12 protein-coding genes are annotated in these 16,834 nt (G+C 37.6%); 10 read left to right on the top strand and 2 right to left on the bottom strand.

Annotated features, from left to right (window positions below; genetic code table 11):
• Window positions 1–184 precede the first annotated feature (184 nt).
• From mrdA to LVD47_RS01575, 7 genes are all read left to right on the top strand, one after another.
• Window positions 185–2,038 (top strand): penicillin-binding protein 2, encoded by a 1,854-nt coding sequence (gene mrdA, locus LVD47_RS01605; protein WP_236973768.1) that lies wholly within the window; start codon window positions 185–187, stop codon window positions 2,036–2,038.
• Window positions 2,035–2,526: a dihydrofolate reductase gene (locus LVD47_RS01600; protein WP_236973767.1), complete on the top strand. Its 492-nt coding sequence runs from the start codon at window positions 2,035–2,037 to the stop codon at window positions 2,524–2,526. Before mrdA ends, LVD47_RS01600 begins: the two co-directional genes overlap by 4 nt.
• Window positions 2,513–3,805, top strand: coding sequence for a DUF2851 family protein (locus tag LVD47_RS01595; protein ID WP_236973766.1), 1,293 nt, complete (start codon window positions 2,513–2,515; stop codon window positions 3,803–3,805). Before LVD47_RS01600 ends, LVD47_RS01595 begins: the two co-directional genes overlap by 14 nt.
• Entirely contained in the window at window positions 3,769–4,863 is a 1,095-nt protein-coding gene (gene lpxK, locus LVD47_RS01590; protein ID WP_369427722.1) for a tetraacyldisaccharide 4'-kinase, read from the top strand. Before LVD47_RS01595 ends, lpxK begins: the two co-directional genes overlap by 37 nt.
• On the top strand, window positions 4,860–6,563 hold the full coding sequence (locus tag LVD47_RS01585; RefSeq protein WP_236973764.1) for a hypothetical protein: 1,704 nt from the start codon (window positions 4,860–4,862) through the stop codon (window positions 6,561–6,563). Before lpxK ends, LVD47_RS01585 begins: the two co-directional genes overlap by 4 nt.
• Entirely contained in the window at window positions 6,563–10,234 is a 3,672-nt protein-coding gene (metH, locus tag LVD47_RS01580) for a methionine synthase (protein WP_236973763.1), read from the top strand. The genes LVD47_RS01585 and metH overlap by 1 nt, the downstream gene beginning before the upstream one ends.
• Window positions 10,235–10,376: 142 nt before the next feature.
• A complete protein-coding gene (locus LVD47_RS01575) occupies window positions 10,377–11,039 on the top strand; it encodes an SGNH/GDSL hydrolase family protein (RefSeq protein WP_236973762.1) in 663 nt (220 codons plus the stop codon).
• A 1-nt stretch (window position 11,040) separates the two neighbouring features.
• On the opposite strand, the gene LVD47_RS01570 is transcribed toward LVD47_RS01575, so the two are convergent.
• Window positions 11,041–12,162, bottom strand: coding sequence for a TIGR03364 family FAD-dependent oxidoreductase (locus tag LVD47_RS01570; protein WP_236973761.1), 1,122 nt, complete (start codon window positions 12,160–12,162; stop codon window positions 11,041–11,043).
• Window positions 12,163–13,095: 933 nt separating this feature from the next.
• On the opposite strand from LVD47_RS01570, the gene LVD47_RS01565 reads away from it, so the two are divergent.
• Genes LVD47_RS01565 through LVD47_RS01555 form a run of 3 tightly spaced genes read left to right on the top strand, consistent with a single transcriptional unit; the run spans window position 13,096 to window position 15,497 of the window.
• Window positions 13,096–13,602 carry an RNA polymerase sigma factor gene (locus tag LVD47_RS01565; RefSeq protein ID WP_236973760.1) on the top strand — a complete coding sequence of 169 codons (507 nt, stop codon included), beginning with the start codon at window positions 13,096–13,098 and terminating at the stop codon, window positions 13,600–13,602.
• Window positions 13,599–14,477: an anti-sigma factor gene (locus LVD47_RS01560; RefSeq protein ID WP_236973759.1), complete on the top strand. Its 879-nt coding sequence runs from the start codon at window positions 13,599–13,601 to the stop codon at window positions 14,475–14,477. The genes LVD47_RS01565 and LVD47_RS01560 overlap by 4 nt, the downstream gene beginning before the upstream one ends.
• Window positions 14,478–14,489: 12 nt before the next feature.
• Window positions 14,490–15,497, top strand: coding sequence for a porin family protein (locus tag LVD47_RS01555; RefSeq protein ID WP_236973758.1), 1,008 nt, complete (start codon window positions 14,490–14,492; stop codon window positions 15,495–15,497).
• A gap of 88 nt (window positions 15,498–15,585) precedes the next feature.
• On the opposite strand, the gene LVD47_RS01550 is transcribed toward LVD47_RS01555, so the two are convergent.
• Window positions 15,586–16,833, bottom strand: a complete 1,248-nt coding sequence (locus LVD47_RS01550) for a glucuronyl esterase domain-containing protein (RefSeq protein WP_236973757.1) — start codon at window positions 16,831–16,833, stop codon at window positions 15,586–15,588.
• Window position 16,834: the final 1 nt, after the last annotated feature.

The raw sequence follows: 16,834 nt of genomic DNA, 5'->3' as shown, positions 1-16,834 counted from the left end.
GGTGGTTTGCCTCTTACGCTGCAATTATGATATTAGTGTATTGTTTTACAATAAGTCTTCTCGATATTTTTCAATTCAAATTGTTTCATTATATTTTATTGAGAACCTTTTTGTCGGGATTGGTGTCTTATGTTATAGTTATGATAACAATGATTGTTTTTAATCCGGTAGAATAATTCAACCAATGGCATTGGACCAAAATAACAGATATAAAATTGTGGTCGTATTGGTCCTGGCGAGTTTTACTTTTTTAATTGCCAGGGTTGCCAAAGTACAATTGATGGACAAACAGTCTCAGATACAGGCAAATACGACCTCCCTGGTAGAGACTATCCAAAAACCATCTCGAGGTCTTATTTATGATCGAAACGGGGAATTAGTAGTCTTTAACAAATTTGTGTACGATGTTAATATCACATATAATGACCTTGATCCGGCCATGGATACGTCGCTGCTTTTCGATTTACTCAATATAAATCAAGATTTTTATACTAAACACATTGAAAAAGATTGGAGCGATGTCCGGTACTCTCGATTTGTACCATTTACTTTTATGTCAAGAATTCCAGATACAATGGCCTTGCAATTTAAGGAGTACCTGCATGCTTTTCCTGGTTTTGCTTTGACAAAAGAGGCGGTCAGAGGATATAAATATCCTACTGCCTCCCATGTGTTGGGGTATATTTCGGAAGTTGATCGTCAAATAGTGAATGATTCAGAATCTGAATATGTAGCAGGCGATTACATTGGTAAAAGTGGTGTAGAATTGTATTATGAAGATATTTTAAAAGGTTCAAAAGGCCATCGTTATGAACTGAAAGATAACCTTGGAAGACGAGTAGGAGATTATTTAAATGGTTCATTGAATAAAGAAGCACTTTCCGGTTCTGATTTGACTTTAGGTCTTGATATTGAGTTACAGCGATATGCTGAAAAATTAATGGAAAATAAGAAGGGGGGTATTGTAGCCATAGAGCCCTCCTCCGGCGAAATTTTGGTAATGTTGAGTAATCCTACTTTTAACCTCGAAGATTTGTCAATTGGACAAAACAGGGGAGAAAAATTTGCCGAATTATACGCTGATACACTAAAACCCTTTTACGATCGATCCATTATGGCCCATTATCCTCCGGGAAGTATTTTTAAACCAGTTCTCGGCCTCATTGCCCTTCAGGAAGGTATTATAACACCTCATGATCATATTCATTGTGGAGGTGGTTACTTCTACAAGACTAATGTTTGGAGGTGCCATGCCGGTGGTGGCAATAACGATATGGAATCTGCATTAACTCGTTCTTGTAATACATATTTTTTTACCGTATACAGAGACTTAATAAATAAATACGGGTTTAGTAATCCGGAAAAGGGACTTTTTGATATTCATCAAAAGTTAGGAGAATTTGGACTCGGCAATAAATTAGGTGTGGACTTGCCATTGGAGGGGACAGGACTAAATCCCACTCCGGCTTATTATGATGATTTGTACAGGAACAAAGGAGATTGGAGATTTACCTATATATTATCCAATGCAATAGGGCAGGGGGAAGTGGAACTCACTACTCTTCAAATGGCTCATGCCGTATCAATTATTGCTAATAGAGGCACTTACAAAATGCCTCATATTATTAAAAATATAAATGGCGAAACACAAGATCTTCCTCCCAAATTTCTGGACTCCAGGAAAGTAAGCATCGATTCCAGTCATTTTAAAACAATTATTACCGGAATGGAAAAAGCAGTTTCATCCGGGACTGCAAGGGCTGCTTATGTCCCGGGGTTGGATGTATGCGGAAAAACTGGTACGTCGGAAAATCGAGGAAAAGACCACTCCGTTTTTTATGCATTTGCGCCAGAAAAAAATCCAAAAATAGCAATTGCGGTTTTTATTGAAAATGGAGGATGGGGTGGTAGTTATGCAGCGCCAATTGCCAGTCTGGTAATTGAAAAATATGTTAACGATTCTATCCAACCGTCCCGAAAGTGGCTGGAAGAAAGAATGTTGAAGTCAGATTTAATAAACAACACCATGTTGCCATGATAATATCTGCTATAGTAGCGGTGTCCGACAATAGAGTGATTGGGAAAGACAATCAATTACCCTGGTATTTGCCGGCCGACCTAAAATATTTTAAGAAAAAAACGATAAGGCACCCTGTTATTATGGGGCGTAAAAGTTTTGAATCAATTGGAAAACCATTACCAAAGCGCACGAATATTGTGGTTTCCCGAAATCCATATTATATGGCTTCAGGTGTTTTAATTGCCCATTCTCTGGAAGAAGCAATTGAACTTGCCAACGACACAAATTCTAATGAAGCATTTATTATTGGAGGTGCTGAAATATTTGCTATGGCATTGGATAATTGCGACAAATTATACATTACAGAAGTGCATGGTACTTTTGAAGGAGATGTGTATTTTCCGGAATGGGATAAAAGTAAATGGAAACTCGTAGATTGTGTTCAAAAGGAAGCAGATGGAGCCAATCCATTTGCGTATACATTTAAAATTTATGAAAGATTATAGCCCTTTGATAAAAGAGGATTTTTTACAATATATCTGGCGGACGCAGAAATTCGATAAGGGTGAGTTGAGAACGACTCAGGGGAATTTTGTAGAAGTTATGAAGTCGGGAATTTTGAATAGGGACCAGGGGCCGGATTTTATTGATTCAAGAGTTCGGATTGGAGGTCAATTGTGGGCAGGGAAAGTGGAAATACATACAAAATCATCTGATTGGAAAATCCATGGCCATGATGATAATCCGGATTATTTTAATGTGATACTACATGTGGTGTATGAAGATGACCAACCGGTAAAAGACCAATATGGCGATTTAATAGCGACTATAGAATTGAAAGATCGTATAGATCACAGTATTCTTGAAACCTATAAATATTTAAATTCATATGATTTTGATGCAATTCCGTGTGAAAACCTGCTTGATAAAGTTGCACGATTGAATATTACTTCGTGGAAGGAACGAATGGCAGTTTCGAGACTGGAAGATAAGTATAATACGATAAACGATATTTTTGTTTTTAGTAAAAAGAATTTACATGAAACTCTTTTTAAACTAATATGCCGCACTTTTGGTTTTGCTAAAAATGGAACGGCATTTGAGTGGATGGCGAATACCCTAAATTATAAGATATTATCAAAACATATTGGGAATCGCCATCAGATCGAAAGTTTGTTGTTTGGACAAGCGGGAATGCTGCAACAGGACTGGAAAGATGATTACCCAAAAGCATTGAAAGAAGAATATGAATTTTTAGCAGAAAAATATGAATTATCACCAATAGATCCTACTGTTTGGAATTTTGCTCGAATGCGTCCCCAGAATTTTCCTACTATCCGTATATCCCAACTAGCTGATTTTTTTTTCAAATACGGAAGAAAGTTAATGTATACACTGGATTGGACGGGTATAACAGCAGACCTGGACTGTACAGCACATAAATATTGGGACAATCATTTTAAATTTGACTCGGAAAGCGATCAGGATCGATCAAAAAGTCTGGGTAAGAGAAGTACTGATCTGATTCAGATAAATGTATTAGCTCCCTTTATGTTTTTCATGGGTGTCAACAAAAACAACCAGGATTTAAAAGACCAGGCTTTGGATATTTTACAAAAAACCGACCCGGAAAGTAATGGGATAATGAGAAAATGGTCAAAGCTGGGTGTGACTATTGATCATGCACTGGATTCCCAGGCGTTGTTATTCCTTTACAAGGATTACTGCATGAACCGTAAGTGTGCTCAATGCAATATTGGACAAGCTATACTTGTAAAATCATGATTGACAATTGGTTTGTAAAAATAGTACTATTTCCTTTTTCCCTAATTTATAGATTGTTAATTGAGATAAGAAACCTTCTTTACAATGTTGGTTTATTGAAATCCATATCTTTTGATATCCCAGTGATTTCGGTTGGAAATCTGAATACAGGTGGCAGTGGAAAAACTCCTATGATTGAATATCTTATTAGGTATTTAGATCCTTATATTGAAATTGGTGTACTTAGCAGGGGGTACAAAAGAAATACCAAAGGGTATATGAATGTTACCCTTCAAAAGACGTATAAAGACGTTGGTGACGAACCTCTTTTTTTGAAAAAAAAGTATCCAAATACTCCTGTTGCGGTAGGGGAAGAAAGGGCATTGGCAATTCCCCAAATGCTCCAAAATTACGATGACCTGCAAGCAATTTTATTAGATGATGCTTTCCAGCACCGGGGAGTGACCCCTTATGTTAATTTGTTACTTACAGATTTTAATTTGAGATTCACAAAAGACTATTTATTGCCAATGGGACGACTTCGCGAACCCAGGAGTCAAATGTCGAGGGCCAGTGCCATTATTGTTACGAAATGCCCACAAGATTTAAGTGAGAAAGAGCAGGAATTGATCGTGAAAGAAATTAATCCGGTGGGCGATCAAAAAATATTTTTTTCTTCTTTGAAATATCATACAGCCTATAATATTGCTGATACTTCTCAAAGGATATTGCTCGATGGTAAATCCGTATTTCTATTGACTGGTATTGCTAACCCTCTGCCAATGATAGATTTTATCAAGGGCAAAACCACTGCATACTTCCACCGGAAGTTTCCGGACCATTATGCCTATACAAAGCACGATATCGCTACAGTTGTAGATTCATATCACAAGATGGATGGGCACAAAAAGGTATTCCTGACCACAGAAAAAGATCTTATAAGACTAGAACCCCACTTTCATTACTTTCTTAAACATAATATCGACATCTTTGCGTTACCAATTGAGGTGGTCTTTTTGAATCGTGAAAATGGTTTCCTCGAATGGCTTAAAAATGAATTGATGAAATTCAGAGTATGAAATTAGTTCTAGTCGTAAATTGTTTCTTTTTGCTCGTTTTTTCCGTACGGGTTTTTAGTCAGGATAATCCCCTTTTACTTGATCGGTATTCCTATTCGCAGTTGGAAAAATTAATGGTTAAATACAAGTCAGATAATCCATTGTTCCCGGCTGATAGCAAATTTTCGAGAAAAGAAGTTGCACGGTTTATTTCCGGTTTGCCCAAAGATAGGATAGAAGATCAGGATATGAATGAAATTGAATATTGGGTAAATGAAAATCCGGAGTGGTTTGGAGATAGTTCTTTTCGAAAGTCAAATTTGTTGTTTGAAGGTGAATTAAGCCTTCAGGAGAAAAAGCCGATATTAAAATATTTATACAAATACCCTTCAAATTTATTGTTTGTCGAGAAAAAGGACTTTTTCTTGAGCGTGAACCCCATTTTACACTGGAAGTTAGGAAGGCAAGAAAGGGGCAGGAAATATATATTTGAAAACAGGAAGGGACTGGAGTTAAGAACAGGTATAGATGATAAGGTCTATATTTATACCTCTATTGAGGATTTACAATTTTCAAGACCCGAATATATAGACCGGTATATAAAAAATTATAAATCAGCCCCGGGATATACTTTTTATTCCGGATACAAAGCCGATCTTTTAGGCGGAATTAGTGGTCAGGATGTTTTGAACTCCCAGGCATATTTAAGTGTTCCGGTTGGAGAATATATTTCTGCGCAGTTCGGATATGGACGTCAATTTTATGGAAGTGGAATGCAATCTTTATTACTATCTGATTTCGGGGGAAATTATCTTCATTTGAATCTCGAATTTCAGATCTGGAAAATGAAGTACCAATACATGATAGCAGAGGTTACTCAATTGAGCAATAGCCAGGATCCGGGTGACCGGGTGTTGCCAAAGAAATATATAGCAACTCATTTTCTGCAATTCCAACTAGGGAAAAATGCCCATCTTGGACTTTTTGAATCGGTAGTTTTTAACCGTCAGGATCATTTGGAATTGCATTATTTGCTACCTGTGATATTATTTAGGACCGTGGAGCGAACCGTGGGAAGTCCTGATAATGTTTCATTAGGATTGGATTTTAGCTGGGCATTGTGGAATAAATACAAGCTATATAGCCAGGTGATTTTTGATGAATTCAGGATTAGTGAATTTTTTGGTGGAAATCAATGGTGGGCAAACAAATATGGCGTTCAATTAGGACTTAAGGCATATGATATATTTGGAATAAGAGATATGGATTTTTCAGCAGAATATAATACAGTTCGACCATATACTTATTCCCACCGGGATACCATGGCTACGTACACTCATTATAATTCTCCATTAGCACATCCTTCGGGAGCTAATTTTAGAGAGTATATTGCAACATTGAATTATACGCCTTTTGAAAAATGGAGTGTTTCAGGAGTCATTTACCATATCAGGCAGGGACTTGACGAAAATGGAATTAATTACGGTGCGGATATTAGAAATAGTTATAGCGATAATCGACCAGGAGACTACGGTATAGAAACCTTGCAGGGAAAATTGACAAAAATTTATGGCTTGCAGGGAAGAATTTCTTATACTTTATGGCATAATGCTTTTCTCGATCTGAATTTAGGATTGAGAAAACAGGATGGAAATGATAATTTTTGGGGCAGTGTATCTTTCAGATTGAATGCCAAAACAACAGGAAATTCGATATTTTGATGGAAGAACTTAGAGAAATTTTAGACCAGAGGATTTTAGTATTGGACGGTGCGATGGGCACTATGATTCAACAATACAAACTAACAGAACAGGATTTTAGAGGGGATATTCTTGTCAATCACCCTTCTGATCTTAAGGGGAATAACGACTTGTTAAACCTGACCAGGCCTGACGTCATAGAGGCGATTCACAGCGAATATCTTGAAGCGGGGTGTGATATTGTAGAAACCAACACCTTCAATGCAAATTCTCTTTCCCAGGCTGATTACGATACAGTGAAATGGGTAGAAAAAATTAACCTGGAAGGAGCTAGGTTGGCGCGAAAGGCCGTTGATAAATATAAACAAAAACATCCGGGTGCGCATAAATATGTGGCCGGAGCCCTGGGGCCTACAAACAGGACAGCATCCCTGTCTCCAGACGTAAATAATCCGGGGTACCGCGCAGTTGATTACGATGAATTGAAAGAATTATATTATGCCCAGGCAAAAGCACTTCTTGAGGGAGGGGCTGATTTGTTGTTATTGGAGACTATATTTGATACGCTCAATGCCAAAGCGGGAATCCATGCAATCCTTGATCTGGAAGAAGAATTAAATAAACCAATACCCCTGATAATCAGTGGTACAATTACTGATAATAGCGGCAGGACGTTATCAGGACAAACGGTAGAAGCATTTTGGATTTCTGTTGCTCATTCCAGGCCATTGGCGGTAGGACTTAATTGTGCTCTGGGGGCAAAAGAAATGCGTCCTCATTTACAGGATCTGGCAGAGGTGGCTGATTGTTACATCAGTGCCTATCCTAATGCTGGCCTTCCCAATGAAATGGGTGAATACGATCAGGATCCTGATGAAATGAGGGAATATATCAGGGATTTTGCCGAAAGTAACTTTGTAAATATCGTTGGCGGATGTTGTGGAACTACACCAGAACATATTTCAGAGATAGCTGGCGCCGTCAGCGGACTAAAACCTAGAAAAAGAGAATCAAAACCTATCTACTCACAATATAGCGGATTAGAGGCATTGGTCGTTCGTCCTGAATCAAATTTTATTAATATTGGGGAACGCACAAATGTAACAGGGTCCAAGAAATTCGCAAGGTTGATAAAATCCGAAAAATATGAAGAAGCCCTGGATGTAGCTCGAAATCAGGTAGAGGGAGGAGCTCAGGTCATTGATGTGAATATGGACGAGGGATTGTTGGATTCAGAAAAAGAAATGAAGACATTTCTAAATCTTATGATGTCTGAGCCCGATATTGCCAGGTTACCTATTATGGTGGATTCCTCGAAGTTCTCAGTGATAGAAGAAGGATTGAAATGTGTGCAGGGAAAATGTATCGTTAATTCAATATCCCTGAAAGAAGGGGAAGAAATTTTTATTGAACAAGCCAAAAAAGTAAGAAGATACGGAGCTTCTGCTGTGGTCATGGCGTTTGATGAAGATGGTCAGGCTGAGACTACCGAACGAAGAATAGAAATCTGTAAAAGGGCGTATAAAATACTTACAGAAGTAGTTGGTTTTTTACCACAAGACATAATATTTGATCCTAATATTTTCGCAATAGCCACCGGGATAGAAGAACACAACAATTATGCCGTAAGCTTTATTGAGTCGGTAAAGGCGATAAAAGAATTGTTCCCTTTAACCAAAATAAGTGGAGGGGTAAGTAATATTTCCTTTTCTTTCAGGGGAAATAATACGGTCAGAGAAGCTATGCATGCAGCTTTTTTGTTTCATGCAGTAAAGGCCGGGATGGATATGGGAATTGTTAATGCGGGAATGATGGAGGTATATGCTGATATTCCTGAAAAACTTTTAACCCTAATTGAAGATGTTATCTTTAATAGAAATAAAGATGCTACGGAGAATTTAGTTGACTTTGCAGAAACCGTTAAAAGTAAAGGGAAAAAGAAAGAGCGGGATTTGTCATGGAGAGAATCATCTGTAGAAGACCGTCTTGAATATTCGTTGGTAAAGGGTATCACGGAGTTTATTATTGAAGATGCAGAAGAAGCAAGGGTAAAGTATAACTCTCCATTAAGAGTAATAGAAGAAGCATTAATGAACGGTATGAATGTTGTGGGTGACCTATTTGGGTCGGGTAAAATGTTTTTGCCCCAGGTGGTGAAAAGTGCCCGTGTCATGAAAATGGCCGTTAATTATCTTACGCCTTACCTGGAGGAAGAGAAATCTGATTCTGTAGGAGCCAAGGGGAAAATATTATTGGCTACGGTCAAGGGGGATGTTCATGATATCGGTAAAAATATTGTGGGTGTTGTATTAGCATGTAACAATTATGAAATTGTAGACCTTGGTGTGATGGTGCCTGCAGAAAAAATCCTGGAAACAGCTATCAAGGAAAATGTGAATGTCATTGGACTCAGCGGCTTGATTACACCTTCATTGGATGAAATGGTTCACGTTGCCAAGGAAATGAAACGTCAAAAATTTAATCTGCCTTTGTTAATAGGAGGAGCGACCACATCAAAAATCCATACGGCAGTGAAAATTGCCCCGCAGTATGAAAGCCCTGTAGTACATGTTCTTGATGCTTCAAAAAGCGTGTCAACGGTTTCTTCCCTGATTGGGAATACACCAGAAATCAGGAAAGCGTATTATGAAAATATCCAACAGGAGTACGAAGAAATAAGGGAGCGACGCAAAAAGACAGGTAAAAAGCGAATGATTCCAATATCTGAAGCCCGTAAAAATCCTACAAAAATTGATTGGGATTCATTTAATCCACATAAACCTAAAAAATTGGGAGTCCAGGCATTTGAAGATATTAATTTGAAGGAAATTATAAACTTTATTGATTGGACGCCGTATTTCCAGAGTTGGCAATTGAAAGGAAGGTTCCCAGATATCTTTGAGGATGAGGTAGTCGGTAAAGAAGCAAAAAAAGTGTATCAGGATGCGCAAAAAATGCTGGATCAAATAGTAAAGGGAAACTGGCTCCAGGCCAATGCTGTAATTGGACTTTTCCCAGCCCAAAGTGAAGGGGATGAAATAATTATTTATGATGAAAATGACCTGACAAAAGAAAAAGAAAGATTGGTTTTTCTAAGACAGCAATTAAAAAAGGCTAAAAAATTACCGAATAGAAGTTTGTCTGATTTTATTGCACCCAAATCAAGTGGTAAGATGGATTTTATTGGAGCTTTTGCTGTTACTGCAGGAATCAATATCGAAAAATCAGTGCAACAATTCGAACGAACACAGGATGATTATAGCAGTATAATACTAAAAGCTATGGCTGATAGGCTGGCAGAGGGATTGGCAGAGATGATGCATCACAAAATCAGGACAGATATTTGGGGATATCAACCCGATGAATGCATGACAAATGATGAATTAATCGATGAAAAATATCAGGGGATACGTCCGGCACCTGGTTATCCTGCTTGTCCGGATCATACTGAAAAACGCAAGTTGTTTAAGTTATTGGATGTGGAGAAAAACACAGGTATTTCCCTTACAGAATCTTTTGCAATGTATCCTGCCGCATCTGTATCCGGGTGGTATTTTTCTCATCCGGAATCTAAATATTTTGGGGTCGGTAAAATTGATAAAGACCAGGTGATAGAACATGCCAGGATGAAAAATGTATCTGTTGAAGAAATGGAGAGATGGTTAAGTCCTATTTTAGGATATAATAATTAATCCTTCGGGCTTACAAAAATCCAAGTCATTTGTTTTTACGTATATAGTCAAAAACACCATGGCTGTTACTCATTATTATATTTTAAGAAGCGGATTAATCCTATACATATTTTGTTTCCTTAGCATTGGATGTAAGACTTCAATGCCGGATCTGTTGGAAGACCCTGTTTTACCTGTGGATAATGGCTCTAAAGGCGAAAATACCGGTCTGTCCTATCTGGCTTTGGGAGACAGTTATACCGTGGGGGAGAGCGTAGATAGGGACAGTAGTTGGCCGTATGCAATGGTAGATGAATTTCGAAAGAAACAGGTAACGATTCAAGAACCGGATGTAATAGCCCGGACAGGCTGGACTACCGACGAATTGGAATTGGGAATACAATACCGTGGAATTGCACAATCTTATAACCTTGTCTCTTTATCCATTGGAGTGAATAATCAATATCGAAACAGATCGGTGGAAAATTTTCAGGATGAATTTAGAAATTTACTTACAAGAGCGATTTCCTATGCAGGCGATGACCCTGATAATGTTTTTGTAGTTTCAATACCAGATTGGGGAGTTACTCCTTTTGGGAAATATAGTGATTCAGAAAAAATTTCAAGAGAGATCAATGAATATAATGCTGCAAAAAAGAAAATTTGTGAAGAAATGGGGGTTTTGTTTATCGATATTACCCCCATTTCCAGGGAAGCGGAAAACGATAGTTCTTTAATCGCACCCGATGGATTACATCCCTCCGGAAAAATGTATAAGCAATGGGTAGCTAAAATAGTCCCTGACGTCATACGCCTGGTGAGGTAGATTATAATAAATGAACAACTTCCTCCGCAAGCCCGAAGGCAAGAGTCATTCCGGCACCCCCAAGACCATTGACTATCGTCGTATTTTCATCAATGTCAAGGACTAGTTCCGAGTCTCCATTAGTCATTTTTGCATAGATCCCATTCCAGTATGATTCAATTTTCCACGATTTGAAATTGGCAAATGTTTTTAAGTATTGAATTATAATATCATTAATTTGTTGTTGGTTAAACGGATCGGGATCTTTTCCATATTCATGACTATCTCCTATTGTTAGATGGCCTGCGCCATTTTGAGAGACCATTACGTGAATACCAAATTTGATCAATTCGGGAAAATGTTCCTGGAAATATTGCCTTAAAATTTTAGTGGATGATGCAATATCAAATGCCTTGTAATGAATAAAACTTAATCCAGAACAAAGCGGGGGCCCAATTCTCCAATTGTTGGGTTGCCGGGATAATCTCATCATTTGAAGCTTACATTTTGTGATAGGATGATTTTGAAACTCTTCTGGAAATAGGGTTTCGAAATCTGATCCTGAGCATACAAAAATTTTATCGGCCTGTAATGTTTTCCTGCCAATCACAATATTGTTCCCCCTTATATTGGAGGCAGCTATTCCTTTAATGAATTGTATGCCCAGGTGGTTTTCGAAGAATTCTGTCATTTTTTGGATGGCTTCCCTGGGATTCACCAGTACTTCCTCTTGGGAAAATAATCCTCCTTTGAGGCCTTTGGAGACTGCCGCCGGGCTTTTTTTATGAATCTGGCCAGGAGATAAGTGAATCGCAGATTTTTGGGATTGTACCTTTTCTACATACTCCTTGATAATTTGATTTTCAAGTTCAGTATAAGCGAGGTGAAGAGAACCCGTTTCTTCAGACCAAAACCCTGCTTTTCTGCTTAAGTCCAACCAAATTTCGCGAGATCGCATGGCTCTGTCATAAAGATTGCCCAATGGCTGGCCGACAGGCCAGATCATTCCAAAATTGCGAATGGAAGCACCCTGGGCAATATTGGATTTTTCAATTATGACTACGGACCACTTTTTTTCACTAAGTGCTTTCGCCAAAGCTAGACCAACGATTCCTGAACCGATGATTACGGCGCATTTTTTCATAGAAATGTAAATTAAAACAGTTTAAGGTTTGAAGATATATGTTGGTTACATGCGGTAGGTTGTAAATGTAGGTTATTTACTATAGTATACGTTCTTGATCAGTTTAACTAATGATGAAATTATCCAAACACTGTAACAAGAATAGGATAGAATCTAACGACTTTTCCTTTACCTGCATACCTGATTTCCATGAATATTGAGGCATCAGCCCGATTGATATATTGTGTGAGTTTACCAGGTAGATCGAATACATAGGAAATTATGTAGCACTCTTTTTTGATAAGAAGATCGCTGTTTTCGAGTGGTAATTCCAACATTCCCGTTCTCAATCTTAAATCGACAAAGCGATTTTACTGCGTTCCTTTCCTTCGCTTTTTCCCGATAAAGCTTCAGGAAGAGGCCTTTTATATTCCCCTTCGCCTCTCTCCGAAACACTACCTATTTGAGTCGTGCTACATTTAGGCCAGAAAGTTATATTCAGTAATAGATTATTTGATTGGTGACTTTACTAAATGGGTGTTTGAAAGATGGTAGTGCTTAATTACGCACTACATTTACTGGGAATTAACAAGGATGCACACTAAGGATAAATAACAGAAAACGTCAGGCAATAACGGAATACTCATCACCTTCAATCTAGGGGCATCGATATTTTACATACGCTCTGTATTTCGTAGGGGAGGTATATTCAATTTTTTGCCATTCTAATACGAGGAGGGACCAGCCTGGACTTTATATCATTTATGTATCCTTTGAAATTATCAATAAGGGGATCTTCTGCCTCCTGTGAGTGTCATAGTTTCGACTAACATCGGCGACCGGGTCAAGGATGCAAACGAGAAAAACCCCTGTGGAAAATTGATTAATTTTCCGTAGTAAAAATATTTTGTGGGTTTGTAACTAATTGCCAACCTTCTACGTCTTAGCATTGAAATGAGCCGAAATGATTACAATGAATGTGTAAATGAGCATTCTGATAATTTATTCAGATACTGCTTCAAACTAACCCAAAGCCGTGCAGATGCCGATGACTTGGTTCAGATTGCCTTTGTCAAGCTTTGGGAAAACAGGGAAAAACTTGAAAAAGTAGTTGCAAAATCCTGGTTGTTCAGAACGGCGTACAATGCGATGATAGATGCATTTAGAAAGAATAAAAGAGAACGAGAGTACAGAAATGTTCAAGAAGAAAAAGTAGTTGAAAATCAACAATCATTTGAGAACAAAGATTTGATTGAACAAGCATTTGAAACTTTGTCGGAGGAACAAAAAAAATTGATTTTGTTACGGGATTATGAAGGGTATTCATATAATGAAATCGCTGATATTAGTGGCCTGACATTGTCCAATGTTAAAATCATACTGTTTAGAGGAAGAAAAATTTTAAAGATCAAGCTGGAGGAGTTACACCTCCAGGAATACAATAAAAAAAATGTCTCATGAGAGTTACAAGAGATAATTATGAAGAATATGCTTTGGATTATGTGGAAGGCGAGTTGGATACGTCTAATAAACAAGCTTTTGAAAAATTTTTGGATGAAAACCCAGATATAAAAGAAGAGTTCGATGACTTTTCGATTGTTACTATTGCACCGGATATACCAATGGTATATAAAGAGAAGTCGAAGTTATATCAAAAGGAGAAGAAAGCAGTTATTATTCCCCTTTGGACCAGATTAAGAGGTGTGGCAGCTGTAGCCGTTGTACTTTTGGTTGCTACAACGCTATGGTTTGCTATAAATAATAATTTACAGGAAAATAATCCCCCAATAGTAGATGATATTAGTACCGTAGCTCCCAATAGTAATACTGGCCAGGATAATAATCTTGCAGAAAATATTGCGGACGAAGTTACCCAGAATGGGTCCTCAACTACAAACATTGACGAAAGGCAAGTTGATATTATTTCTAAATCGGAGCCAGATTATGCATCGGTAAAGGATATAAATGAGGAGGAATCCAGTGATATTGTAGAAGTAATGGATGAAACGCTGGAAATAGATTTAAACCCCAATTCAAACCAGGATTTATCGACGGAGATACAAGAAATTGACAGGGATATTGAAGAACGTGAAAAGGAGGATTATCGAACAGAATTAGCTATGCTTGAAACCATAACTGAGTTACCCAAAATTGAATGGACTGCTACGTCAGATATTGATTTATCAAAGAAAAGATTATTAACAATAAAGAAAAATACCGGTAAATCAGAGATCGAAATTCATATCCCGGGAGAGTTTTTATCTGAAACCTGGTCCGATGTAAGTTTTGCTCAATTTAAGGAGAAGCTTATACCTGAATTTTTACGAACCGAATAAAAATTACCTACTATGAAAAATTGGAAAGCAATATTAATCATCTGCTCAGCAATTTTATGTTTTGGAATAAATTTTTCCATAGCGCAGAGCACTGATTCTGATAGTTTATCTACAGAAATACAAGATAAGATAGAAAAAAAGAACAAAGAAATCAAAAAGATCAAAGATAAGATCAAGGTATTAAAAGAGAAAGCAGAAGAAATTGATAACAAAGAAGCCCGAGAAGAAATAGAAGATGTTGTTGAAGACCTGGAAGAGGAAATAGAAGATTTAAAAGAAGAGATAGAAGAGTTAAATGAAGAAGACTTAGAAAATGAAGTTGAGACTATTGTTGAGAATGCTTTGGAGGGGTTGGACATTAGTTTTAAGAAGAAGGACAAACCTTTAAAAAATGTAAAAACCAGGTGGTTTTTGGTCGACCTTGGATTTGCCAGTTACCTTTCGGAAAATACCCTTCCTGAGATCGGGGGGATAAATCCAATGGAACCCGACATCATCAACTCTGTAAGCTGGCGTTTACATGTTGTAAGACAAAGAATCAATCTTATTAACCACAATGTAAATCTTATGTACGGTGCCGGCTTTACTTTTAATTATTATGGGTTTTCCAATCCGGCAACCCTTGAACCATTCGAACCCAATGTAACATATACTTTGGAGGAAAGTGATTCATATTCCTACAAAAAAAATCACTTAAGGACTACCTATTTACATATCCCTGTAATGTTGAACTTTGAAAGCAACCCAAGAAAGAAAAGTAAGAGCTTTCATTTGAATGCCGGGGTGTACGGAAATGTACTAATGGGGGCAAAGACTGTGCAACGAACCAATAATGTTAAAATCAAAACAAAAGATAAGTTTAACCTCAATAACTTTCAGTACGGTTTGATCGGAAGCATTGGTTATGGACCCATCACTTTTTATGGTACCATGGGCCTGAATGAATTGTTTAAGCCGGAAAAGAGCAGTGGGTATGATGTGACGCCTATTACTTTTGGACTTTCTATTCTTCCTTTTTAGGAATAGATCATAATGAAAAATACTACCAGCTGGGCCTTCGATATATTAATGTCGGAGGCTTTTTCTTTGAAGAATAAGATCCTTTATGTTAGCCGCTATAATTTATAAGCCCGTCAAAAGTGTATTTTTCTGGATAAGGATTCTTTGTAAAATCAATATTTGATTTTTTGTCAAAAAAATACTGATCACAGAATTCAAATATGGCTTTCCAGTCTTCGTAGTTTTGGTTGTGTCTACCGTTTCTCCAGTGAATGCCCTGATGATTCTTAACCCCCAACCAATTATATACTTTGTCTGCCGCCAGATATGTGAGGTAGGTCCCATAAGGATTAGCCCAATAGTCTTCTCTGGAGTGGACATTTATCAGGCCTCTTGGGGCGATCAATGCTTTCTGAAAGTGGGCATCAAATGGGAGAAATGCTTCTTTATTTGCAAATTGATATAGGCGGGAGGTCCACCAATGAGGATAATGTTCTTTGTGATGGGATATTAATTGTTTTTCGTGTTCATTATCAAAGTATTTCCAACTGGCCGTTCCTCCTGCACCTGAAGAACTGGGAGCTGTAACAGCTATTCTGTCTTCATATACACCCGCACAAAGCGCTGTTTTACCTCCTCTTGAGTGTCCCGTTGCAACAATTTTATTTAAGTCAATATAATCTAATCCTTCGAAATAGTCTATCAATAGTTTATATGCCCAGGCCCATGCAGCGATTGTTCCCCAGTTGTACTCCGGATACAGCGAGAGAACCCCATTTTCAATAGCTTTGGGATGATCAGGTGCAACCTGATTTCTATTGAATTTGCAGATAATGTATTTTCTGTTAAGGGCTTCTTTTGCAACCCAATCCTCTATTTTATCTCGCCCCATTGAGATATAACGCTGTTGCTTATTGGTATCCACTACTTCTGAAATATTGAATAGCCAGGAATCATTTTTAATAATAATTGGAAATTTTCCTGGTTTGTTTGGCCTTCTAATTCCGGTTTTGAAACGCACATCCTTCCCATTCCTGCTCAAAACAACATAAAATATTTCTTCAACCATTTGCCCATTGAAAAGCTGTCGGAAACTAATGGGTTCAATTCTTAAAGTATCAGGAGCAGGAGGCATTTCTCCGTACATATAATGAGATAGCATTTTTTGAAGGTAGGTACGATGACTGTTCCATTCAGATTTGTTTTTTATTCGATTACCATCTTTCCTGAGAAAGGGATCAGGAAGTCCTTGCAAAATGGGTAATTCATCGGTAGGTTTGAATTCATTTTGTTGTTGAGATTCACTACATGATAATATAAGGAATACGATAGTTATAAACAAAAAGTAATCATGCATA

It is taken from the genome of Membranihabitans maritimus (genome assembly GCF_021729145.1).
In the GTDB taxonomy this organism is placed as follows: domain Bacteria; phylum Bacteroidota; class Bacteroidia; order Chitinophagales; family Saprospiraceae; genus Membranihabitans; species Membranihabitans maritimus.
The sequence above is the reverse complement of the archived record's forward strand: the minus strand, read 5'-3'. Positions and strand labels throughout refer to the sequence as shown.

Bases quoted from the DNA above. Each gene is read 5' to 3' on its own strand.
- mrdA (WP_236973768.1), top strand. From the start codon at position 185: ATGGCATTGGACCAAAATAACAGATATAAAATTGTGGTCGTATTGGTC.
- LVD47_RS01600 (WP_236973767.1), top strand. From the start codon at position 2,035: ATGATAATATCTGCTATAGTAGCGGTGTCCGACAATAGAGTGATTGGG.
- LVD47_RS01595 (WP_236973766.1), top strand. From the start codon at position 2,513: ATGAAAGATTATAGCCCTTTGATAAAAGAGGATTTTTTACAATATATC.
- lpxK (WP_369427722.1), top strand. From the start codon at position 3,769: ATGCAATATTGGACAAGCTATACTTGTAAAATCATGATTGACAATTGG.
- LVD47_RS01585 (WP_236973764.1), top strand. From the start codon at position 4,860: ATGAAATTAGTTCTAGTCGTAAATTGTTTCTTTTTGCTCGTTTTTTCC.
- metH (WP_236973763.1), top strand. From the start codon at position 6,563: ATGGAAGAACTTAGAGAAATTTTAGACCAGAGGATTTTAGTATTGGAC.
- LVD47_RS01575 (WP_236973762.1), top strand. From the start codon at position 10,377: ATGCCGGATCTGTTGGAAGACCCTGTTTTACCTGTGGATAATGGCTCT.
- LVD47_RS01570 (WP_236973761.1), bottom strand. From the start codon at position 12,162: ATGAAAAAATGCGCCGTAATCATCGGTTCAGGAATCGTTGGTCTAGCT.
- LVD47_RS01565 (WP_236973760.1), top strand. From the start codon at position 13,096: ATGAGCCGAAATGATTACAATGAATGTGTAAATGAGCATTCTGATAAT.
- LVD47_RS01560 (WP_236973759.1), top strand. From the start codon at position 13,599: ATGAGAGTTACAAGAGATAATTATGAAGAATATGCTTTGGATTATGTG.
- LVD47_RS01555 (WP_236973758.1), top strand. From the start codon at position 14,490: ATGAAAAATTGGAAAGCAATATTAATCATCTGCTCAGCAATTTTATGT.
- LVD47_RS01550 (WP_236973757.1), bottom strand. From the start codon at position 16,833: ATGCATGATTACTTTTTGTTTATAACTATCGTATTCCTTATATTATCA.